Source organism: Bradyrhizobium sp. SPXBL-04 (assembly GCF_051853035.1).
Classification (GTDB): Bacteria; Pseudomonadota; Alphaproteobacteria; order Rhizobiales; family Xanthobacteraceae; genus Bradyrhizobium; species Bradyrhizobium zhanjiangense.
In genome coordinates this window covers 8,174,494-8,196,686 of sequence record NZ_CP182472.1, presented here as the reverse complement: position 1 = coordinate 8,196,686, position 22,193 = coordinate 8,174,494, and the positions used below count along the sequence as shown (strand labels likewise).

The following is a 22,193-nucleotide window of genomic DNA, read 5'->3' as shown; positions in this document are numbered from 1 at the left end:
GAACGCCATGCCGATCTATAAAGCCCCTGTCGAAGACGTGAACTTCCTGCTCAACGACGTCTTCCAGATCGATCGCTACGACAATCTGCCGGGCTTCTCGGACGCGTCGAGCGACGTGCGCGAGGCGATCCTCGGCGAGGCCGCCAAGCTCGCCGAGGAGGTGCTGCAGCCGCTCAACCGCGTCGGCGATCTCGAAGGCTGCAAGCGCAGTGAGGACGGCAGTGTCACCACGCCGAAGGGTTTTAAGGATGCCTTCAAGCAGGTCGTCGAGGGCGGCTGGCTCGGTCTGTCGGCGCCGACGGAATATGGCGGCCAGGGCCTGCCGGTGACGCTGAGCCAGGCGGTCAACGAATTCCAGATCTCCGCCAACATGGCGTTCTCGATGTATGGCGGCCTCACCATGGGCGCGACCGCGGCATTGCTGGTGCACGGCACGCCCGAACAGAAGCAGACCTACGTGCCGAAGATGGTCGCCGGCGAATGGACCGGCACCATGAACCTGACCGAGCCGCATTGCGGCACCGATCTCGGCATGCTGCGCACCAAGGCGGTGCGCCAGGCCGACGGCAGCTTCAAGATCACGGGCACCAAGATCTTCATCTCGGCCGGCGAGCATGACCTCGCCTCCAACATCATCCACCTCGTGCTCGCCCGCATCGAGGGCGCGCCCGCCGGCATCAAGGGCGTGTCGCTGTTCGTGGTGCCGAAATTCCTGGTCAATGCCGATGGTTCGGTCGGGCAGCGCAACGGCGTGGTCTGCGGCTCGATCGAGCACAAGATGGGCATCCACGGCAATTCCACCTGCGTGATGAACTACGACAACGCCACCGGCTGGCTGATCGGCGAAGAGAACAAGGGCATGCAGGGCATGTTCGTGATGATGAACGAGGCTCGCCTCGGCGTCGCCGTGCAGGGCCTCGCGCAGTCCGAGGTCGCCTATCAGAACGCGGTCGCCTATGCCCGCGAGCGCATCCAGGGCCGTTCCCTCACCGGCGCCAAGGCGCCGGACAAGCCGGCTGACCCGATCATCGTGCATCCCGACGTGCGCCGCACGCTGCTCTCGATCCGCGCCTTCAACGAGGCCGCGCGCGCCTTCGTGATCTGGACCGCGCTGAAGAGCGACGTCGCCCATCGCTCGGAGGATCCCAAGGACCGCCAGGCTGCCGACGACCACATGGGCCTGATGACCCCGGTGCTGAAGGGCTTCCTCACCGATTACGGCTTTGCCAATGCGGTGCAGGCGCAGCAGATGTATGGCGGCCACGGCTACATCGCCGAGCAGGGCATGGAGCAGTTCGTGCGCGATGCGCGCATTGCGATGATCTATGAAGGCGCCAACGGCATCCAGGCGCTCGACCTCGTCGGCCGCAAGCTACCACGCGACGGCGGCCGCGCCATCATGGCCTTCTTCGGCGAGGTCATGGCCTTCGCCAAGGAGAACGGCGGCGACGAGGCGCTCAAACCCTTCATCACCCCGCTCTCGACCTCGCTCGGCCATCTCCAGCAGGCCACCACCTGGCTGATGCAGAACGCGATGGCGAAGCCGGACAATGCGGGCGCTGCCGCAACCGATTACCTGCATCTCTTCGGCTTCGTCGCGCTCGGCTACATGTGGGCGAAGATGGCGAAGGTGACGCAGGCGAAGATTGCCGAGGGCGGGGCGACGCCCTATCTCTCGACCAAGCTCGTCACCGGCCGCTTCTTCATGGAGCGGATGCTGCCGGAGACCGCCGCCAATCTCGCGCGCATCCAGGCCGGCTGCGCCACCATCATGGAATTGCCGGCGGAAGCGTTCTGAGCCTGCTTCCGCTGCCCGCTCCCAATCGATCTGAACATCACACCAGGAGGGCGTCATGCCTGAGGCATTCATCTACGACCACGTTCGCACCCCGCGCGGCCGCGGCAAGGCGGACGGTGCGCTGCACGAAGTGACGGCGCTTGCGCTCGCCGCCGTGCCGCTGAAGGCGCTGAAGGATCGCAACAACCTGCCCGAGGATTCCGTCGATGACGTCGTGCTCGGCGTGGTCGATCCCGTCGGCGAAGCGGGCTCCGACATCGCGCGCTTCGCTGCGCTCAAGGCTGGTCTCGGCGACGCCGTGCCCGGCGTGCAGATCAGCCGCTTCTGTGCCTCAGGTCTCGACGCCGTGAACTTTGCCGCCGCGCAGGTGATGAGCGGCCAGCATGAGCTGGTGATCGGCGGCGGCGCCGAATCGATGAGCCGCGTCGGTATTGGCGCCTCCGGCGGCGCCTGGCCGATGGATCCCTCGATGGCGGTGCCGGCCTATTTCATGCCGCAGGGCGTTTCCGCTGATCTGATCGCCACCAAATACGGTTTCTCGCGTGACGACGTCGATGCCTACGCGCTGCAGAGCCAGCAGCGCGCGGCTCAGGCCTGGGACGAGGGCCGCTTCAACAAGTCCGTGGTGCCAGTCAAGGACATCAACGGCCTCACCATCCTCGCCAAGGACGAGCACATGCGTCCCTCGACGACGATGCAGTCGCTGGCGCAGCTGCAGCCGTCGTTCACGATGATGGCGCAGATGGGCGGCTTCGATGGCGTCGCGCTGCAGTCGCACCCGGAGATCGAGCGCGTCAACTACGTGCACCACGCCGGCAACTCCTCGGGCATCGTCGACGGCGCCGGCGCCGTGCTGCTCGGCAGCAAGGAGGCGGGTGCGAAATACGGCATGAAGCCGCGTGCGAAGATTCGCGCCTTCGCCAACATCGGCTCGGAGCCGGCGATGATGCTGACCGGTCCGGTCGACGTCACCGAGAAGCTGTTCGCGCGCTCCGGCATGAAGAAGTTCGACATCGACCTGTTCGAGCTCAACGAGGCCTTCGCCTCCGTCGTGCTGCGCTACATCCAGGCCTTCGACATCGACAACGCCAAGATCAACGTCAATGGCGGTGCGATCGCGCTCGGCCATCCGCTCGGGGCGACCGGCGCGATGATCCTCGGCACCGTGCTCGACGAGCTCGAGCGCACCAACAAGTCCACCGCGCTGGTGACGCTGTGCATCGGCGGCGGCATGGGCACCGCGACCATCATCGAGCGCGTGTAATGAGCTGCCGTAGGGTGGGCAAAGCGAAGCGTGCCCACCACCGCTGTCTCCGCAAACGAGGGTGGGCACGGCGCAAAGTCGCCTTTACCCACCCTAGGAGACCTTAAGTCAACCGCCGCGCCTGGCATCGGCTGCGGCACCGAGGAGCAACCAACATGTCGTACAAGAACTTCAGGGTTGAGACCGATTCCGACGGCATCGCGCTCGTCACCTGGGACATCCCGGGCCGTTCGATGAACGTGCTCGACGAGACTTCGACCAACGAGCTCGACGCCATCGTCAAGGCGACCACGGCAGACGCCGCGGTGAAGGGCGTCGTCATCACCTCGGCGAAAGAAGCATTCTGCGCCGGCGCCGACCTGTCGATGCTCGAAGGCATGAACCAGGCCTATGCGAAGCTCTTGAAGGAGCAGGGCGAGACCGCGGCGAACCAGATGCTGTTCGACCAGAGCCGCCGCTTCTCGCAGGTGCTGCGCTCGATCGAGACCTCCGGCAAGCCGTGGGCGGCCGCGATCAACGGCCTCGCGCTCGGCGGCGGTTTCGAGATCACGCTATGCTGCCACTATCGCGTGGCCGCGGAGAATCCCAAGACCCGCCTCGGCCTGCCCGAGGTCAAGGTCGGCCTGTTTCCCGGCGCGGGCGGCACGCAACGCGTGCCGCGCCTGGTGCCGCCGCAGGACGCGATGACGATCCTGCTCAAGGGCGATCCTGTCACGGTGGAGAAAGCGAAGGCGCTGAACCTGATCCACGCCATCGTTCCTGCCGCCGATCTCATCAAGGCGGCCAAGGACTGGATCAAGAGCGGTGGCAAAGCGGTCGCGCCCTGGGACGAGAAGGGTTTCAAGCTCCCCGGCGGCCCGGTGTTCTCCAAGGCCGGCATGATGATGTTCCCCGCCGGCAACGCGATCTATCGCCGCGAGACCTACGACAATTATCCGGCCGCGCGCGCGATCATGAGCTGCGTCTATGAAGGTCTGCAGCTGCCGATCGACGCCGCGCTTCGCGTCGAGTCGCGCTATTTCACCTCGGTGCTGCGCTCGAAGGAAGCGGCTGCAATGATCCGCAGCCTGTTCCTCTCGATGCAGGAATTGAACAAGGGCGCTCGCCGTCCGAAGAACGTGCCGCCCACCAAGGTGAAGAAGATCGCCGTGATCGGCGCCGGCTTCATGGGCGCGAGCGTCGGCTACGTCTCGGCCCGCGCCGGCCTCGACGTCGTCCTGATCGATCGCGACCAGGAGAGCGCCGACAAGGGCAAGGCGCATGCGCAGAAGGTGATCGAGGAGCAGATCAAGAAAGGCCGCGCCAAGCCTGGCGATGCCGAAGCGCTGCTCGCGCGCATCACGGCGACGGCGGACTATGCCGCGCTGAGGGACGTCGACCTCGTCATCGAGGCCGTGTTCGAGGACCGCAAGGTCAAGGCGGAGACCTTCGCCAAGGCGCAGGAATACCTGAAGCCCGACGTGATCTTCGCGTCCAACACCTCGACGCTGCCGATCACCTCGCTGGCCGAGAGCTTCAAGGACCAGGGCAAGTTCGTCGGCATCCACTTCTTCTCGCCGGTCGAGAAGATGATGCTGGTCGAGATCATCCTCGGCAAGAACACCGGCGACGTCGCGCTCGCGACCGCGCTCGATTACGTCCGGCAGATCGGCAAGACGCCGATCGTCGTCAACGACAGCCGCGGCTTCTTCGCCAACCGCTGCGTCGGCCGCTACGTCGCCGAAGGCAACGAGATGTTCCTCGAAGGCGTGCCGCCGGCGATGATCGAGAACTGCGCCAAGATGGCCGGCATGCCGGTCGGCCCGCTCTCGCTGTCGGACGAAGTCGCGCTCGACCTCGGCCTCAAGATCATGAAGGCGACGGAAGCCGATCTCGGCCCCAACGCCATTAACCCCGACCAGAAGAAGCTGATGGTCGAGATGGTCGAGAAGCAGGGCCGGCTTGGCCGCAAGAACAGCAAGGGCTTCTACGACTATCCCGAGAAGGGCAAGGGTCAGAAGAGCCTGTGGCCAGGCCTGTCCGCGTTGCAGCCGAAGCAGCTCGACCCTGATACGCTCGATGTCGAGGAGCTGAAGCAGCGCTTCCTGGTGGTACAAGCGGTGGAGGCCGCGCGCACGGTCGAGGACCACGTCATCACCGATCCGCGCGAGGCCGATGTCGGCTCGATCCTCGGCTTCGGCTTCGCGCCGTTCACCGGCGGTACGCTGTCCTACATCGACTTCATGGGCACGAAGAAGTTCGTCGAGCTCTGCCACAAGTTAGAGGCCAAATACGGCTCGCGCTTCACCCCGCCGAAGTTGCTGGAAGAGATGGCGGCGAAGGGCGAGACCTTCTATGGCCGGTTCGCGCCGAAGAAGGCGGCGGCCTAAGAGAGCCAGTAGCCCGGATGGAGCGAAAGCGAAATCCGGGACAGCATCTCCTCGGATGCTGGATTTACCCGGATTACGCTTCGCTCCATCCGGGCTACGCGGACTGCGCAGAAACAAAAGGCCGGATCATCGATCCGGCCTTTTTTTGTTTTCGTGATCGAACGGCGAGAATGCGCGGCCCGATATCGGGTCACCGGCGCCGCTTCAAATCCCAGCCACGCTCGCTCCGCACTGGCACCGCTCTTGCTAATGAATCACCGGATGACCATTAGCATTGAAGGTGTCCCGCAATGATCCCGACGGTGTCCCAAGACAGCGCAGCCGGCGTTGCGATAAGACACGCCCCGCTATTTCTGGTGGGTCGGCTGTGGCCGCGCCGCGGGCTCCTCCGGCGGCGTAGAAAAATTCCCTCGTGGGCCGGCCTGGCCCTACTCGTTCTCTTCTTCGATATGGCGATGGCTATGCTCGCCTGGTTCGCCGTCGATCTCGTCCTGCATTGAGAGCTTCCCTCTGTGCAGGTGGAACGTCGCCGCCATATAGGCAAGCTGGCCGGCAACAAGACAGCCGACGACGATCGGAATCCCGGTCCAAAATCCGAAGCCTGAGGTCTGAAGGACGGTTGCGGCAAGGATCGCGGTCGCCGGCGAGACCAGCGACAAAGCCCAGACTCGGAAGAATAACCCCGTCGCTAATCCAGTGATTGCACTCGCGAGCAAGAGGAGGAGTACGGTTGTCACGAGAGCTTCCCAGTTCGGGGGCCCGCATCGCGGGCCCTAGCTGAAGTAGAGCCAACCGGATTGCTCTCACAAGGATGGTGACCTCCGCCGAGCACGCAAGGCGGAGTTATTGTTAACTCCGACAATGCTCGTAAAATTGATATCAAGACATCTCGAACCTCCGGGTTTCCCTGAGCGGTTCAAGCAAAAGAGCCGGATCATCGATCCGGCTCTTTATCATCTCGCCTGTTGTGGTCTGGCCTTACGCTGCCTGGACCAATCCTTCCTTCTTCAGCGCTTCCTGCACCTGCGGCCGCGCCGCGACGCGGGCCTTGTAGGCGGTCAGGTTGGGCATCGCCGAGAGGTCGAACTTCATCCGGTCGCCCCAGGTCAGCATCGTGAAGAGATAGCCGTCGGCGACCGTGAACTGCTTGCCCATGAGGTAGTCGCGGCCGGCGAGCTGGCTGTCGATATATTTCAGCTTGCCCATGACGCGATCCTTGAAGAAGGCCTTGGCCTCGTCGTTGAGCGCCGGGGCGAACAGCGGGCCAAAGCTCTTGTGCACCTCCGAGGTGAGGAAGTTGAGCCATTCGAGCAGCTTGTAGCGCTCGGAACTGTCGCGGGCGGGGGCCAGCGCTTTGCTTGATGCCTGATCGGCGATCATCTGGACAATCACGGGGCCTTCGGTCACGATCTCACCGCTATCGAGGCCCAGCGCAGGAACCTGGCCCTTGGGGTTCAGCTTCAGATAATCCTCGCCATTTTCGAGCTTCTTGGCTCGGATATCGACCTTGACCAGCTCATAGGGCAGGCCGGCTTCCAGGAGCGCGATGTGGGGGGACAGGGAGCAGGCGCCGGGCGAATAGTACAGTTTCATGGAATTTCTTTCTCGTGACGCTTGGTGAGGGCGAAAGAACGACTACATGCGCTTGCATGAAATAGTCAAGATTGATGCAGCTGCATCGAATGGGGTAAAGAGCGGGCGACGAGCTTGAGCGCGACCATGAAACGCAAACCATCGACCGAGGCAACTTCGGCCTGGATCCGCCTGATGCGGGTGCAGAGCCGCGTGCTCGACTGTGTCGAGCAGGACCTGAAGAAAGCGGGGTTCCCGCCGCTCGCCTGGTATGACGCGCTGCTCGAATTGTCCCGCGCCCCCTCTGGCGAGCTGCGGCCGGTGGAGCTCGAACGCCAGATGCTGATCCCGCAATACTCGACCTCGCGGCTGATCGACCGCCTGGTCGACGAAGGTCTCGCCTCGCGGCGCGAATGCAAGATCGACAAGCGCGGCCAGTTCGTCGAGATCACGGAAGCCGGCCGCGAGTTGCAGAAGCGGATGTGGGGCGCTTATTCGGCCGCAATCGAGAAATATGTCGGTTCGAAACTATCAGATGCCGACGCCGTCAAGCTCAGTGGTCTGCTTGATCGCCTAGGCTGTTCGTGCGGCGAGATGAAATTGCCGCCCGTCGCCAACGTCAACGAAAGCACACCGTCGCGATGATCGCGCGGCAAACCAGCACGTCCGCGCGCCCGGCGGGTTCGCGGACCCTCCCCGTCACCCGCGCGTTCGGTCGAAGCGCTTCTTGATTAGAGTTTGATATGGCGCGAGACCAGATCGATATGACGCCACTACAATCGCGCGACGAGCTCGTCGCGTGGTTCGAGGCCGGCTGCAAGGATCCCTCCGAATTCCGCCTGGGGACCGAGCACGAGAAGACGCCGTTCACGCTCGAAGGCCATCGCCCCGTGCCTTACGAAGGCGCGCGCGGCATCGGCGCGCTGCTCGAGGGCATGAAGCTCCTGCTCGGCTGGGAGCCGATCATGGAGAGAGGCAACATCATCGGCCTCTACGACGTCACCGGCGGCGGTGCCATTTCGCTCGAGCCCGGCGGACAGTTCGAGCTCTCCGGCGCGCCGGTCGAGAACGTGCACCAGACCCAGAGCGAGCTGATGGCGCATCTGGCGCAAGTGCGCGAGATCGCAACGCCGCTCGGCATCGGCTTCCTCGGGCTCGGCATGACGCCGTCCTGGTCGCGCGCGGACATCCCGGTGATGCCCAAGGGCCGCTACAAGATCATGACCAATTACATGCCGAAGGTCGGCCAATACGGGCTCGACATGATGTACCGGACCTGCACGGTGCAGACCAATCTCGACTTCTCCTCGGAAGCCGACATGGTCAAGAAGCTGCGGGTCTCGCTCGCGCTCCAGCCGGTCGCGACGGCGTTGTTCGCCAACTCGCCGTTCACCGAGGGCAAGCCGAACGGCTTCCTCTCCTTCCGCTCCGAGATCTGGCGCGACACCGACAATGCGCGTTCGGGCATGATGCCCTGGGCGTTCGAAGACGGCATGGGCTTCGAGCGCTATGTGGACTACGCGCTCGACGTGCCCATGTATTTCGTCAAGCGCGGCGAGGACTACATCGACGTGTCGGGCTCCTCGTTCCGCGCCTTCTTCGACGGCCGCAACAACAATCTGCCCGGCGAGCGACCGACGCTGTCGGACTGGGCCAACCATCTCTCGACGATCTTTCCCGAGGTGCGGCTCAAGCGCTATCTCGAGATGCGCGGCTCCGACGGTGGCCCGTGGGGCCGGTTGCCGGCGCTACCGGCGTTCTGGGTCGGGCTGCTCTACGACGACGTCTCGCTCGACGCTGCCTGGGAAATCGTGAAGCACTGGAGCGCGCCTGAACGTCAGGCCTTGCGCGACGATGTGCCGCGCTTCGGCTTCAAGTCGCGGATCAGGGATCGCTATCTCTTCGAGATCGCCAAGGAGTGCCTCGTCCTGGCACATGCCGGCCTGCGCCGGCGCGGCCGGATCGATCAGCTCGGCCGCGACGAGACCCGGCATCTGGAGCCGCTCGATCGTATCATCGATTCCGGCCGCACGCCGGCCGAGGAGATGCTGGACAAGTTTAATGGTCCCTGGAAGGGTTCGGTGGAACCGGCCTACGCGGAATACGCTTTCTAGACCAATAGGCTAACGATCGGGAACTGAGCGTTCATCGCACGTACAGGTTTGCGGCGATCAAATGATCGGCTGAAAAAACCTGAGCGTCGTCAATAACTCGAAAGCTGTTCCGATGGGGAAGGGTCGCCTGTCCGGGGGCGTCATCGCAAGCGTCGTGGCATGCGCCGCGCTGCTTTCGCTCGTGTTTGCGAGCGTGCCGGCGCCCGCGCAGACGGCGTTCGACCGCCCGGGCGGCGACTATTTCAACACGCCGGTCACCTCCGGTGATCCTGAGGATTGTGCGCTGCTCTGCGAGCGTGACCGCCGCTGCCGCTCCTGGAGCTTCAACTATCCCGACGTCGAAGGCGGCTCGGCGGTGTGCTGGCTCAAGAATACGGTGCCGGCGCGCGTGCCGGGCAATTGCTGCATCTCCGGCGTCCGCGGCGCCGGCGTGATCGAGCCGCGCATCGAGGGCGTGGAAACCTCGATCGATCGTCCGGGCGGAGACCTGCGCAATTTCGAGCTCAAGGTCGGCGAAGGCGAGGAGGCCTGCAAGGCGGCCTGCACCGCCGACAACAAATGCCGCGCCTTCACCTATGCCCGTCCCGGCTACACCGGGCGCGAGGCGCGCTGCTTCCTGAAAAAGGAAATCAAGCCGCCGCGGCGAAAGGCGGGGTTCACATCGGGCGTGGTGAGATAAGCAGGATCCCGTAGCACGCTTCGCTTTGCCCACCCTACCGGCACCTCACTCCGCAGCGATCACCGTAAGCTCCGGCCACAGCGCCTTCCATCGCGCAGCCTTCGCCGCATAGTTCGTCGCAGAGAAATTCGCGCCCGGATTGGGACGCGTAATCAACGCCGCCACATCATCGAAGCCGTGCGGTGCGTAGACCTCATGGCCATCATCTGTGCGTCTCACGCCGACTTGCGTGTTCTGCGTGAGAAAGCGGTCGATGCCATCGGACGCGCGCGTCAGGGGCGGATAGGGCAGGCCGTGCTTGCCGGGATACCAAAGATGCACGCGCGCCTGGTTGCGGGTCTCGACCTTGACGCCGAGATGACCGAGCCGCGCAGATACATCCCGGATCACCGCGTCTTCCGCCTCCCATGAGGTGTCGGAGTCGAAATAGAACACGTCGTAATCGGCGATCCCGTGATCGACCGCGCGGCCGGTGAGCACGTTCCACACTGTCTGCACCAGGCATCCAGAGACCAGCCATGCATCCGGCAGCGCGAGGCGATGCAGTTCATCGATGATCGCGACGTTGACGGGATTTCTCAGCGCAAGTGCGAGGAATTCGTCACGGTTCATCGTGAGGTGAGGAGTCTCAATGCACGGCGGTGAAGAACCGCGCGAGCCTGAAGCCGGAGAGCCAGGTCCACACCGGCTGGCCGCGGATGCCGAGATCCCAGGAGCCGAGCACGGCGTCCGCGCGGCCGACCAGATTGTCGATCGGCAACAGGCCCACGCCACCAGAGCGCAGCGGCACGCGGCTGTCGGCGGAGTTGTCGCGGTTGTCGCCGAGCACGAACAGATGGCCTGCTGGCACCGTCACTTCCGGCGTGTTGTCCAGCGGGCCGTTGTCGCGCATCTTGAAGATCAGGTGCGACACGCCGTTCGGCAGCGTCTCGATATAGCGGTAGGCGGGCTCGCGGCCGCCATTGTCGTCCTCGGCAGCGCCAACGCCATCGGGCTTCAGCTCAGCGGGGCGGTCGTTGATGAAGAGCTGGCCCTGCCGCATCTGGATGCGATCGCCGGGCAAGCCGACGACGCGTTTGACCCAGGCCTGCGAGCGATCACCGGGCCAGCGGAACACGACGACGTCGCCGCGTTTCGGCGTCTCCGCGAAGACGCGGCCGGTCTCCGGCAGGTTGATCTGGATCGGCAGCGACGAAGTGCCGTAGCCATAGGGGAATTTCGAGGCGAGCAGCGCATCGCCGATCAAGAGCGTCGGCTCCATCGAGCCCGACGGCACGTAGAAAGGTTCGGCCAGCGCGCCCTTGGCAATGAACACGGCGGCGACGATGCCGGCGAGCTGCATCAGCTGCCCGCCCCAGCCGCTGCTCTTCCGTTTGGTGGTGACAGTCACCTTTTCTTCCACGCTCATGCGCCCGTTCCACCTACTGTAATGCGCTCCATCAACAGCGATGGCTGGCCGACGCCGACAGGCACGCCCTGGCCGTTCTTGCCGCAGGTGCCGATGCCGGTGTCGAGCGCGAGGTCGTTGCCGACCATGCGGATGCGGTGCAGATCGGTCGGCCCGTTGCCGATCAGCATGGCGCCCTTCAGGGGCGCCCCCAGCTTGCCGTTTTCGATCTTGTAGGCCTCGGTGCACTGGAACACGTATTTGCCCGAGGTGATGTCGACCTGGCCGCCGCCGAAATTCGCGGCGAACACCCCGTTCTTCACGGAGGCGAGGATCTCGGCGGGATCGCGGTCGCCTGCGAGCATGTAGGTGTTGGTCATGCGCGGCATCGGCACATGGGCGTAGCCCTGGCGGCGGCCGTTGCCGGTCGGCTTCATGTTCATCAGCCGCGCGTTCTGACGGTCCTGCATGTAGCCGACCAGGATGCCGTCCTCGATCAGCACGGTGCGATTGGTCGGCGTGCCCTCGTCGTCGATCGAGAGCGAGCCGCGGCGCGAGGCGATGGTGCCGTCGTCAACCACGGTGACGCCCTTGGCCGCGACCTGCTGGCCCATCAGGCCGGCGAAGGCCGAGGTCTTCTTGCGGTTGAAGTCGCCCTCGAGGCCGTGGCCGACCGCTTCATGCAGCATCACGCCGGGCCAGCCGGCGCCCAGCACGACGTCCATCTCGCCGGCTGGAGCCGGAATCGATTCCAGATTGACCAGCGCCTCGCGCAGCGCGCCGTCGGCGGCTTCGCGCCAGGACCTGCTCTCGATGAATTCGCCATAGCCGGCGCGACCGCCATAGCCCTTGCTGCCGCTCTCCTGGCGGTCGCCCTGGCCGGCGACGACAGAGATGTTGACGCGCACGAGCGGGCGGATGTCGCGATAGCTCTCGCCGTCGGGCCGCAGGATCTCGACGACCTGCCAGGTCGCGCCCAGACTGACGCTGACCTGCCGCACCCGCGGATCCTTGTCGCGCAGATAGGCGTCGATCTCGGCGAGCAGTTTTACTTTGGCCTCGAAGCCGGGGGCATCGAGCGGATTGTCGTCACTGTAAAGCCGCACGTTGGTATGCGCTGGCGGGGCGGCAAAACTGCCGGAATAGCCACCGCGCACGGCTGCGACTGCATCGGCGGCGCGAATCAGCGCCGGCAGCGAGACGTCGGAGGAATGCGCATAGCCGACCGCATCGTCCTTGACGGCGCGCAGGCCAAAGCCCTGTGAGGTGTCATAGGTCGCCTGCTTCAGCCGCCCATTGTCGAACATCAGCGCTTCGGTCTGGCTGTACTCCAGGAACAGTTCGCCATCGTCGGCGCCGGCAAGCCCGCGCGCGACCTCGTTGCGAACCTGGTCGCGGTCGAGATTGGCACGGTCGAGCAGGGAGGTTGTGGCAGGGTTGGTCATACGTCCGTCCATTATCGGGGGATGTGGGGCAAGATAATGGTTTCGGACCGGTTCCGCGAGGGCGCCAAGCCTCACATTACGGAAACAATAGAATCGCCCGGTCGTCGAGCCGTCCTACGGCAGCTTGTCGTAGCCCTCGCCGAGCCCGTTCAGGCTGAGCGGGAAGCCGATGCCTTCTTCAGGGGTCTCGAAGATGATGAAGGTCGCAGTCTTGGCGCTGCGGAGCTGGCCCAGCAACTTGTCGTCCATCACCACTTCCGCGACGCAGCCGTTAGGCAGGCATCTGACGAATCCGGCGCGGCCGACGTCCTGGTTGTCGAGCTTGAGGCCGAGGCCGGAGGGCAAGAGCACGCCGAGCGGGGCGACCACCCGCATCAGGCGGCTCTTCTGGTCGGCGGTCTTGAGCACGATCACGGTCAGGCCGGCATTGGAGCGGTCCTCCGCCACCACGCTCTGGATCAGGGCGCATTGCTCGGTCTGGGCGCCGGGCGGAGTGTCGCAGCGGATCTGCCAGTCGCCATGGACGGAGCGCACCGCGCCCTGCGCATGGGCAAGGCCGGGCAGCGCCAGGAAGGCGACCGCCAGCAGGGCGGCCACCATCGTGAGGCCGCCAGCCTGCCTTGCCATGCATCTCGAAAGCCCCATCGGGTCGGTCCCTCTGCTCGCCTGGGTCGCTCGCACCTGGCGGACTGATACGGGAATGACGGCGTCTTGAAGGCAATTCCCAAGCAAATTCCGCGCCGCCGCGCACCACCATCGCCCGCACGAATCAGGATCCTGCGCGGCTGTTTGCCAGTGCCTACCGCGGGCAATTCCGCTGTCAAGTCGCAGCGTACCGGGAAACGGTATTTTTGTCTGATGTTACTAGGAAATATCTTGCGTGTGATGCCTGGCAGATGAGGCCCAAGACTGCATTGCGATAGATCAAGAATTATGGTTTGAGAGGCTTGATTACGGCGTTCTAGCGATCTGGCCCCAATTCCTCTTAGAGGTATTCTTGCGCGGCGGTTTGTCAGACGGGCGGATCGAATAAGCGTTTCCCGGAAACAGGGGAATGCACGTGGGGTGATTTCGTAAGGGGAGCGCGAACGGCATGAGGATGTCGATGGGCCGGATGGGCCGGCAGTTGCTGGGATTGGCCGTGGCGGGTCTGACGCTGGCGACGGGCGGTGTGGCATTCGCCGAGCTCGGGCAACCGGCTCCGTGGGAGTGGACGCTCCAGCAATCCGGCTCGCCGGTGATGGACAACATCGTCTGGTTCCACAACTTCCTGTTCGTGCTGATCACCCTGATCACGCTGTTTGTCCTGGCGCTGCTCGTGGTCGTGGTCATCAAGTTCAATGCGAGGGCCAATCCGGTGCCGTCGCGGACCACCCACAACACGCTGATCGAGGTGGTGTGGACCCTGGTTCCGGTGCTGATCCTGGTCGGCATCGCGGTGCCGTCGTTCCGCCTCCTGTTCCTCGAGCTCGACGTGCCGAAGGCGGATCTGACCGTCAAGGCGACGGGCAAGCAATGGTACTGGTCCTATGCCTATCCTGATAACGGCAAGTTCGAGTTCGACTCGCTGATGGCCCAGGACAAGCAGCCGCGCCTGCTCGGCGTCGACAACGAGATGGTGGTGCCGGTCAACAAGGTGATTCGGGTCCAGACCACGGGCGCGGACGTCATCCACGCCTTCGCGCTGCCGGCTTTCGGCGTCAAGATCGACGCCATTCCGGGCCGGCTGAACGAGACCTGGTTCAAGGCCACCAAGACCGGCATGTATTACGGCCAGTGCTCGGAACTGTGCGGCAAGGATCATGCCTTCATGCCGATCGCGATCCGCGTGGTCGACGACCAGGAGTTCGCCTCCTGGGTCGAGACCGCGAAGAAGAAATTTGCGAGCGGCGGCACCAGCACCTACGCCTCCGCGGCCGGCCCGACGCAGTAAGCGCCGGGCGCAGGCTCGAGGGACTGAAAGCGACATGAAGGGCGGGACCGCATAAGGTCCGAATGGGACGCAAGGCAGGATTTGAAAATGGCAACGAGCGCAGCGGCACACGGCGATCACGCGCATCATGACGAGCACGCCCATCCGACCGGATGGCGGCGCTACGTCTATTCGACCAACCACAAGGACATCGGCACGATGTACCTGATCTTCGCGGTCATCGCCGGCATCATTGGTGCGGCGATGTCGATCGCGATCCGCGCCGAGTTGATGTATCCGGGCGTGCAGATCTTCCACGAGACGCACACCTACAACGTCTTCGTGACCAGCCACGGCCTGATCATGATCTTTTTCATGGTCATGCCCGCGATGATCGGCGGTTTCGGCAACTGGTTCGTGCCGCTGATGATCGGCGCGCCGGACATGGCGTTCCCGCGCATGAACAACATCTCGTTCTGGCTGCTACCGGCCTCCTTCGCGCTGCTCCTGTGCTCGACCTTCGTCGAGGGCGAGCCGGGCGCCAACGGCGTCGGCGCGGGCTGGACCATCTACGCGCCGCTGTCGACCTCGGGCCATCCGGGCCCGGCCGTCGACTTCGCGATCCTGTCGCTGCACCTTGCCGGTGCCTCGTCGATCCTCGGCGCCATCAACTTCATCACCACGATCTTCAACATGCGCGCGCCGGGCATGACCCTGCACAAAATGCCGCTGTTCGTCTGGTCGATCCTGGTGACGGTGTTCCTGCTGCTGTTGTCGCTGCCGGTGCTTGCCGGTGCGATCACCATGCTGCTCACCGACCGCAATTTCCACACGACGTTCTTCGCGCCCGACGGCGGCGGCGATCCCGTGCTGTTCCAGCACCTGTTCTGGTTCTTCGGTCACCCCGAGGTGTACATCCTGATCCTGCCCGGCTTCGGCATGATCAGCCAAATCGTCTCGACCTTCTCGCGCAAGCCCGTGTTCGGCTATCTCGGCATGGCCTACGCCATGGTTGCGATCGGCGGCATCGGCTTCGTGGTGTGGGCGCACCACATGTACACGGTCGGAATGTCCTCGGCGACGCAGGCCTATTTCGTCGCCGCCACGATGGTCATCGCAGTCCCGACCGGCGTGAAGATCTTCTCCTGGATCGCCACGATGTGGGGCGGCTCGATCGAATTCCGCGCGCCGATGATCTGGGCCGTGGGCTTCATCTTCCTGTTCACGGTCGGCGGCGTCACCGGCGTCGTGCTGGCGAACGCGGGCGTCGATCGCGTGCTCCAGGAGACCTACTACGTCGTCGCGCACTTCCACTACGTGCTGTCGCTCGGCGCCGTGTTCGCGATCTTCGCCGGCTGGTACTACTGGTTCCCGAAAATGTCGGGCTACATGTACAATGAGTGGCTCGCCAAGCTGCACTTCTGGGTCACCTTCATCGGCGTCAACCTGGTGTTCTTCCCGCAGCACTTCCTCGGCCTGTCGGGCATGCCGCGCCGCTACGTCGACTATCCCGATGCGTTTGCGGGCTGGAACCTGGTCTCCTCGGTCGGCTCCTACATCTCCGGCTTCGGCGTCTTGATCTTCCTCTACTGCGTGATCGACGCTTTCGCCCGCAAGGTGCCGGCTGGCGACAATCCGTGGGGTGCGGGCGCAACCACGCTGGAGTGGACGCTGTCCTCGCCGCCGCCGTTCCACCAGTTCGAAGTGCTGCCCCGCGTGCAGTAAGTCATCGTCCGCGGCGCCCGTGACGGGCGCCGCGGCTCTTCACGAAGCGAGTTGAATTAAGTGTCCGTCCTCGACCACAACGCCATCGACATCAATCCCCGCATCTCCGAAGCGGAGGTCGGCGATTACATCGCGCTGCTCAAGCCGCGGGTGATGTCGCTGGTGATCTTCACCGCGCTGGTCGGGATGGCGATGGCGCCCGGGCATTTCCACCCCGTGCTGGCGATCACCTCGCTGCTCTGCATCGCCGTCGGTGCCGGTGCCTCCGGCGCGCTCAACATGGCGCTCGAAGGCGACATCGACGCCAAGATGTCGCGCACGGCGAACCGGCCGATCCCGCGCGGCCGCATCACCCGTCCCGAGGCGATGGCGTTCGGCATGACGCTCGCCTTCTTCTCGGTGATGACGCTCGGCATCCTCGTCAACTGGATCGCGGGCGCGCTGCTGGCCTTCACCATCTTCTTCTACGTCGTGATCTACACGATGTGTCTGAAGCGCTGGACCGCGCAGAACATCGTGATCGGCGGCGCCGCCGGCGCGCTGCCGCCGGTGGTGGCCTGGGCCGCCGTGACGGGCACGGTCGACGTCGAGCCGCTGCTGCTGTTCGCCATCATCTTCTTCTGGACGCCGCCGCATTTCTGGGCGCTGGCGCTATTCCGCTCGGACGATTACGCCCGCGCCGGCATTCCGATGCTGCCCAATGTCGCCGGTCCCGACGCGACGCGCCTCCAGATCCTGCTCTACACCATCGTGCTGATCGGGGTCGCCGCCGCGCCCTGGGCGCTCGGCTATTTCGACGCCATCTACGGCATCGTCTCGCTGATCCTTGGTGCCGGCATGCTGGTGCTCGCCATCAACGTCTACATGCGCCGCGAGCGCAGCCAGTCGCTGCGCGCGACCCGCAAGCTGTTTGCCTTCTCCATCCTTTATCTGTTCGCGCTATTCGCAACCTTGCTGGCCGAGGTCGTGTTCCGGGCGCTTGCTCCGATGGCATGGGGCGCATGAGGCAGGGATGGCCGACAAACCCGAGCCAGATGGAATCGTCCTCACCGAGGCGCAGAAGAAGAGCCGTCGTCAGCGCTCGATCGCCATTGCTTTGGCGCTCGGCGTGCTCGTGGTGCTGTTCTTCGCCGTCACCATGGTCAAGGGACCGGCAGTTCTAGTGCGGCCGATGTAGGAAGATGGATCACGAGCCGACCATATCGCAGGACGTCAGCGCCAAGCCGGCCAAGCGCCGCGGGCTGGGTCGCGATGTGGTGGTCGCCTCGATCTGCGGCGGCGTGGTGGCGCTGATGGTGGGGGCATCCTACGCGGCGGTGCCGTTCTACAACTGGTTCTGCCGCGCTACCGGCTTCAACGGCACCACCCAGGTCGCGACCTCCGCGCCGGCGACCGGCCCGATCGCGCGAAAAATCTCGGTGCGTTTCGATTCCAACGTCGCGCCGGGCCTGCCCTGGAAGTTCGAGCCCGAGCAGAGCGAGATCGAGGTCAATATCGGTCAGGTCACGACCATCTACTACACCGTGACCAACCAGGCCGCGCGCACCACCGCGGGCCAGGCCGCCTATAACGTCGCGCCGCTGACGGTTGGGTCATATTTCCAGAAGATCAACTGCTTCTGCTTCACCGAGCAGACCATGGCGCCCGGCGAGAAACGGGAGATGCCGGTCGTGTTCTACGTCGATCCATCGATCGCCGACGACCACGAGAATGACGGGCTGAGCACGATCACGCTGTCCTACACGTTCTATCCGGTGAAGGATCCCGTGGTGAAGCCGCTGGCATCCGGCGAACGCGACAAACGCAAGGGAAATCTCTGATCGCTGGGCTCGTGGCTCGGGGGTTGGACACAAGGGGATAAGTGCCTGATAGGCACGGGATTGAGGAGAGAGACCGCAAATGGCAATGGCGCACACCAAGCATCACGACTATCATCTGGTCGATCCCTCTCCCTGGCCGGCCGTCGGCTCGCTGTCGGCCTTCATCATGGCGGTCGGCGCGATCGCATGGATGCACCACATGTTCTCGGCTGCGCCGATCGTGTTCGGTGTCGGTACCGTCGGCGTGCTCTACACCATGGCGAGCTGGTGGGGCGACGTGATCAAGGAAGCCCAGTACAAGGGCGATCACACCCGCGTCGTGCAGCTCCATCATCGCTACGGCATGATCCTGTTCATCGCCTCCGAGGTGATGTTCTTCGTGGCCTGGTTCTGGGCCTATTTCAACGCGGCGCTGTTCCCCGCCGACGCCGTCCATGCCACCCGCGATGCCGTGTTCGGCTGCGGCCTCGGCACCCAGGCCGGCGCCTGCTCCGTTCCCGGCACCTGGCCGCCAAAGGGCATCGAGACCTTCGATCCCTGGCATCTGCCGCTCCTGAACACGCTGATCCTGCTCACCTCCGGCACCACCGTGACCTGGGCGCACCACGCGCTGCTCGAGAACGATCGTCAGGGCCTGAAATACGGCCTGATCCTCACCGTCGTGTTGGGTGCGCTCTTCACCTGCGTGCAGGCCTATGAGTACAGCCACGCGGCGTTCTCGTTCGGCGGCAACGTCTACGGTGCGACCTTCTTCATGGCGACCGGCTTCCATGGCTTCCACGTGCTGGTCGGCACCATCTTCCTGCTGGTCTGCCTGTTCCGCGCCTATGCCGGCCACTTCACGCCGAAGCAGCATCTCGGCTTCGAGTTCGCTGCCTGGTACTGGCACTTCGTCGACGTGGTCTGGCTGTTCCTGTTCCTCTGCATCTATGTCTGGGGTCACGGCGCCGAGACCATGGCCCACGGTGCGCACTGAGCCTGCGAGGCAGATGATCAGAAGGGGCGGCCGCTGGGCCGCCCTTTCGCTTTCCGGCCGCCGCAAGCTTCGGCGGAAACTGTGATAGAGTTTGCCATCATGAACGACACCACCGGCCCATCCGAGCCCGAAACCACCGTCCTGCAAAGCGCGCTGCGCGGGCTCGCCTGCAAATGTCCGCGCTGCGGCGAGGGCAAGCTCTATGCGGGCTTCCTGACGCTCGCGCCTCGCTGCGACCGCTGCGGGCTCGACTACGCTTTCATCGATAGCGGCGACGGGCCGGCGATCTTCATCATCATGCTGGCTGGAGCGATCGTGGTCGGCTGCGCGCTCGTCGTCGAGGTCAAGTATCAGCCGCCGTTCTGGCTGCATGCGGTGCTCTGGCTGCCACTGATCCTCGCCACCACGCTGTTGCCGTTGCGCGCGATGAAGTCGCTGCTGATCGCGCTGCAATTCCACCACAAGGCAGCGCCGGGCCGGCTCATCGACCGCGCGAAATGAACGCGAGTGTGCGCAAGCCTCGCGTGGCCGGCTTTGCGCTGTTTACGCTGCTCCTGACGGCTGTCTTCGTCGCACTCGGCATCTGGCAATTACAGCGCCGGACAGCCAAGCACGAGCTGATCGCCGCTCTCACCGAACGGCTTGCGGCAGCGCCGGTCGCGCTGCCTGCGCCCGCGCAATGGGCTGCGCTCAATCCCGCGCGCGACGAATTCCGCCGCGTCAGCTTCACCGCAATCTACGCCCCGCTGCCCGATGCGATGGTCTATTCATCCGGCTCGGCCGTGCGCAAGGACGCCGCCGGCCCCGGCACCTGGGCGTTCCTGCCGGCGCGGCTTCCGAGCGGCGAGATGGTCGTGATCGATGCCGGCTTCGTCGAGAACACGATGCAGGATCGCAGTGTCGAGGATCGCGCGGTGAGGAAGCTCGTCACGGGCCAGCCGGTCGTGCTCACCGGCTACCTCCGGTTCCCGGAACCAGCAGGCTGGCTGACACCGGCGGAGAACCGCGACAAGCGACTCTGGTTCGTGCGCGATCATCGGGGAATCGCGAGCGCGCTCGGCTGGGGGACGGTCGCGCCGTTTTATGTCGATCTCGAGCAGCCGATGCCCGAGAACGGCATTCCACGTCCCGGTCCGCTCGACGTGCATTTGAAAGACGATCACCTGCAATACGCCATCACTTGGTTCACGCTCGCAGGCGCCCTGTTGATCGCTTTTGCGGTGTGGGTGAGGGGGCGGCGGCCGAGCTGAATTTGTCCGTAGATCCACGAGGGAACCCGGTATCGCCCGGGCTTTACCGTTCAGCGCATATTCACGAGTGTAGTCCTAAGCCGCCAGTGCTTGTCCCCGGCAGAGGATTGCAGCGTGAGTGATTTTGATCAGATGGGAATTGTCGTCGATTGGGTGGACGCCTGTCGGAAGGGCGATCTCACGACGCTGCTCGATCTCTATGCCGACGACGCCCAGCTCGAATGCATGTGTAACGGCATGCACCGATATTGTGGCCGGAGCGAGCTCGAAGCCTATTGGCAGCCGCGGCTCAGCGCCTTCGCGTCGGTGGGTTTCGGACTGGAGGAGATCCATCCCGCGCCTCATGGCGTCGAACTCGAATATTCCGTCGCCGGCGCGCTGCACATTCATGCTTCGTTTCGCTTCAGCCCCGAAGGCAAGATCCGCAGCACGCTGTGCGAGCCGGCGCGGCAGAGCGCGCATGCCGGTTGCGCGTGCTAGCCTGATCGCGTGCTAGCCTGATGATGACGCATCCCGCGTCGTCTCGACCGGAAGACGGCAGCGTACATAGGTTCGGTCATCCGCGCGCAGCAGTGACAGCGACCCGCTGAGCGCGCGCACGCGCTCATGCATGCCGGTCAGACCCCGGCCGAAGACGTTGCCGGCGGGAAAGCCGCCGCCGTCGTCGGAGATCTCGATGACGAGCGTCTCGCCGGCGGCAGTCGCCTGCACATGGGCATTGCCGGCTTTGGCATGGCGCAGCACGTTGGTCAGCGCCTCCTGGATCACGCGATAGACGGTCTGGGCGAGCGGTCCGTCGATCCCGTTGAGATGGGGATCGATCGTGGCCGTCAGGCCGATATGCGGTGACTGCTTGCGAAAGTTTTGCAGCAGTGTCTGCACGCTGGTCGCGAGGCCCAGCTCCTCGATATAGAGCGGTCGCAGCCGGTCGAGAATACGGCGGTTGGTCTGCTGGAGCGCCTCGACCGATTGCAGCACCTCCTGCGCCGAATTGCCGAGATTTCCTGCAGGTGAAGATGCCTCGATCAAGGCGATCGTCCCGGCGCGGATGCTGAACAACAGCGGCCCGAGTTCGTCATGCATCTCGCGGGCGAGGTCGCGCCGCTCGTCATCCTGGAGCGACACCAGGCGGTGCAGGAGGTTGCGATTGTCCGCGCTCAATTGCGCCAGCGTTGCGGCCAGCGAATTGGCCTCCTCGCAGCTCTGCCGGATCTCCGGCGGGCCGGCGACGGGAATCGGCGTTGCGTAGTCGCCGCGCCGTATCCGCGTGAGCCCGTCGCCGAGATTTCGCAGGGGCCGCAGCGCCGATCCCGCGAAGACATAGGCGATGGTGCCCGTGAGCACCATGAGCGCCAGGACGAGGCAGATCAGCGCGAGAAAGCCGATCCATTTCTCGAACAAGTCGGCCGACAGGTCCGGGAGGAAGACGAGATCTCCTACACGCCTGCCATCGATGATGACCGGGGACGCCGCGTCCATCTCCGGGATGACAAGCAGCTCGATGAACCATTGCGGCACGCCATGCAGGTTGCGCAGGCCGCCTTTCGGGGAGGGCGCGGGACCCTCCTCGGCGGCGCGGAATTGGATATCGGAGGAGGTACCCAATGAATGGACAAAGGCATCGAGTGTCTGCCGTGGATTGTCCGACGCGCGCAGGGTGTTGTTGAGCGCGGTGGCGATTGCCAGGGTCGAACGCTGGCGCGGCTCATTCTCCTCAGCGAGCTGGCCCCCTGCGAAGGTCTGAAGCAGCATGCCGCCCAGGATCAGTGCCGCGAGAAGGCTCGCGCCGAGCGGAAGAAACAATTGCGTCCGGAATGAGAGCCGTTGCCACATTAGGTCAATTCTAACGTGTTTTGGTGGGATTCTCTTTTTCCATTTGTTC

22 protein-coding genes are annotated in these 22,193 nt (G+C 64.4%); 15 read left to right on the top strand and 7 right to left on the bottom strand.

The window, feature by feature from the left end; genetic code table 11:
• The first annotated feature begins 7 nt into the window (after positions 1-7).
• The 3 genes from ACNJX8_RS39025 (at position 8) to ACNJX8_RS39015 (ending at position 5,431) form a co-directional block, all read left to right on the top strand.
• Complete coding sequence (locus ACNJX8_RS39025; RefSeq protein ID WP_439358915.1) at positions 8-1,798, top strand: acyl-CoA dehydrogenase C-terminal domain-containing protein; 1,791 nt, start codon at positions 8-10, stop codon at positions 1,796-1,798.
• Between the two features lie 55 nt (positions 1,799-1,853).
• Positions 1,854-3,062, top strand: coding sequence for an acetyl-CoA C-acetyltransferase (locus ACNJX8_RS39020; RefSeq protein ID WP_439358914.1), 1,209 nt, complete (start codon positions 1,854-1,856; stop codon positions 3,060-3,062).
• Positions 3,063-3,217: 155 nt separating this feature from the next.
• Positions 3,218-5,431, top strand: a complete 2,214-nt coding sequence (locus ACNJX8_RS39015) for an FAD-dependent oxidoreductase (RefSeq protein ID WP_439358913.1) — start codon at positions 3,218-3,220, stop codon at positions 5,429-5,431.
• Between the two features lie 428 nt (positions 5,432-5,859).
• Here ACNJX8_RS39015 and ACNJX8_RS39010 read toward each other — a convergent pair whose 3' ends face one another.
• Both ACNJX8_RS39010 and gstA read right to left on the bottom strand, forming a co-directional pair.
• On the bottom strand, positions 5,860-6,090 hold the full coding sequence (locus ACNJX8_RS39010; RefSeq protein ID WP_439358912.1) for a hypothetical protein: 231 nt from the start codon (positions 6,088-6,090) through the stop codon (positions 5,860-5,862).
• 319 nt (positions 6,091-6,409) lie between these two features.
• Positions 6,410-7,024, bottom strand: coding sequence for a glutathione transferase GstA (gene gstA, locus ACNJX8_RS39005; protein ID WP_128936827.1), 615 nt, complete (start codon positions 7,022-7,024; stop codon positions 6,410-6,412).
• A gap of 126 nt (positions 7,025-7,150) precedes the next feature.
• Here gstA and ACNJX8_RS39000 point away from each other — a divergent pair, with 126 nt between their 5' ends.
• The 3 genes from ACNJX8_RS39000 (at position 7,151) to ACNJX8_RS38990 (ending at position 9,796) form a co-directional block, all read left to right on the top strand.
• Positions 7,151-7,648 (top strand): MarR family winged helix-turn-helix transcriptional regulator, encoded by a 498-nt coding sequence (locus ACNJX8_RS39000; protein WP_018644966.1) that lies wholly within the window; start codon positions 7,151-7,153, stop codon positions 7,646-7,648.
• 98 nt (positions 7,649-7,746) lie between these two features.
• Complete coding sequence (locus ACNJX8_RS38995; RefSeq protein ID WP_439358911.1) at positions 7,747-9,117, top strand: glutamate--cysteine ligase; 1,371 nt, start codon at positions 7,747-7,749, stop codon at positions 9,115-9,117.
• A gap of 112 nt (positions 9,118-9,229) precedes the next feature.
• Positions 9,230-9,796 (top strand): PAN domain-containing protein, encoded by a 567-nt coding sequence (locus ACNJX8_RS38990; protein WP_128936825.1) that lies wholly within the window; start codon positions 9,230-9,232, stop codon positions 9,794-9,796.
• Positions 9,797-9,841: 45 nt separating this feature from the next.
• Here ACNJX8_RS38990 and ACNJX8_RS38985 read toward each other — a convergent pair whose 3' ends face one another.
• The 4 genes from ACNJX8_RS38985 to ACNJX8_RS38970 form a co-directional block, all read right to left on the bottom strand.
• The gene (locus ACNJX8_RS38985) at positions 9,842-10,408 is read right to left on the bottom strand and encodes a nucleotidyltransferase family protein (protein ID WP_128936824.1); all 567 of its coding nucleotides are present in this window, start codon (positions 10,406-10,408) and stop codon (positions 9,842-9,844) included.
• A gap of 16 nt (positions 10,409-10,424) precedes the next feature.
• Positions 10,425-11,204, bottom strand: a complete 780-nt coding sequence (lepB, locus tag ACNJX8_RS38980; protein WP_091885205.1) for a signal peptidase I — start codon at positions 11,202-11,204, stop codon at positions 10,425-10,427.
• Complete coding sequence (tldD, locus tag ACNJX8_RS38975; RefSeq protein ID WP_439358910.1) at positions 11,201-12,628, bottom strand: metalloprotease TldD; 1,428 nt, start codon at positions 12,626-12,628, stop codon at positions 11,201-11,203. The genes lepB and tldD overlap by 4 nt, the downstream gene beginning before the upstream one ends.
• Positions 12,629-12,742: 114 nt before the next feature.
• On the bottom strand, positions 12,743-13,273 hold the full coding sequence (locus ACNJX8_RS38970; protein ID WP_439358909.1) for an invasion associated locus B family protein: 531 nt from the start codon (positions 13,271-13,273) through the stop codon (positions 12,743-12,745).
• A gap of 448 nt (positions 13,274-13,721) precedes the next feature.
• On the opposite strand from ACNJX8_RS38970, the gene coxB reads away from it, so the two are divergent.
• The 9 genes from coxB to ACNJX8_RS38925 all read left to right on the top strand — a co-directional run bounded on the left by coxB (position 13,722) and on the right by ACNJX8_RS38925 (position 20,791).
• Positions 13,722-14,561 carry a cytochrome c oxidase subunit II gene (gene coxB / locus ACNJX8_RS38965; RefSeq protein WP_128936822.1) on the top strand — a complete coding sequence of 280 codons (840 nt, stop codon included), beginning with the start codon at positions 13,722-13,724 and terminating at the stop codon, positions 14,559-14,561.
• An 87-nt stretch (positions 14,562-14,648) separates the two neighbouring features.
• Positions 14,649-16,265, top strand: coding sequence for a cytochrome c oxidase subunit I (gene ctaD, locus ACNJX8_RS38960; RefSeq protein ID WP_439358908.1), 1,617 nt, complete (start codon positions 14,649-14,651; stop codon positions 16,263-16,265).
• A 60-nt stretch (positions 16,266-16,325) separates the two neighbouring features.
• Positions 16,326-17,270 (top strand): heme o synthase, encoded by a 945-nt coding sequence (locus ACNJX8_RS38955; protein WP_128936820.1) that lies wholly within the window; start codon positions 16,326-16,328, stop codon positions 17,268-17,270.
• A gap of 7 nt (positions 17,271-17,277) precedes the next feature.
• A complete protein-coding gene (locus ACNJX8_RS38950) occupies positions 17,278-17,442 on the top strand; it encodes a hypothetical protein (protein ID WP_018644977.1) in 165 nt (54 codons plus the stop codon).
• Between the two features lie 4 nt (positions 17,443-17,446).
• Positions 17,447-18,085 carry a cytochrome c oxidase assembly protein gene (locus tag ACNJX8_RS38945; RefSeq protein WP_128936819.1) on the top strand — a complete coding sequence of 213 codons (639 nt, stop codon included), beginning with the start codon at positions 17,447-17,449 and terminating at the stop codon, positions 18,083-18,085.
• A 79-nt stretch (positions 18,086-18,164) separates the two neighbouring features.
• Complete coding sequence (locus ACNJX8_RS38940) at positions 18,165-19,061, top strand: cytochrome c oxidase subunit 3 (RefSeq protein ID WP_439358907.1); 897 nt, start codon at positions 18,165-18,167, stop codon at positions 19,059-19,061.
• Positions 19,062-19,160: 99 nt separating this feature from the next.
• A complete protein-coding gene (locus tag ACNJX8_RS38935; RefSeq protein ID WP_128936818.1) occupies positions 19,161-19,562 on the top strand; it encodes a DUF983 domain-containing protein in 402 nt (133 codons plus the stop codon).
• Positions 19,559-20,311, top strand: a complete 753-nt coding sequence (locus ACNJX8_RS38930; protein WP_128936817.1) for an SURF1 family protein — start codon at positions 19,559-19,561, stop codon at positions 20,309-20,311. Before ACNJX8_RS38935 ends, ACNJX8_RS38930 begins: the two co-directional genes overlap by 4 nt.
• A 114-nt stretch (positions 20,312-20,425) precedes the next feature.
• Entirely contained in the window at positions 20,426-20,791 is a 366-nt protein-coding gene (locus ACNJX8_RS38925) for a nuclear transport factor 2 family protein (protein WP_091885231.1), read from the top strand.
• A gap of 12 nt (positions 20,792-20,803) precedes the next feature.
• Here ACNJX8_RS38925 and ACNJX8_RS38920 read toward each other — a convergent pair whose 3' ends face one another.
• Entirely contained in the window at positions 20,804-22,144 is a 1,341-nt protein-coding gene (locus ACNJX8_RS38920; RefSeq protein ID WP_439358906.1) for a histidine kinase, read from the bottom strand.
• Positions 22,145-22,193: the final 49 nt, after the last annotated feature.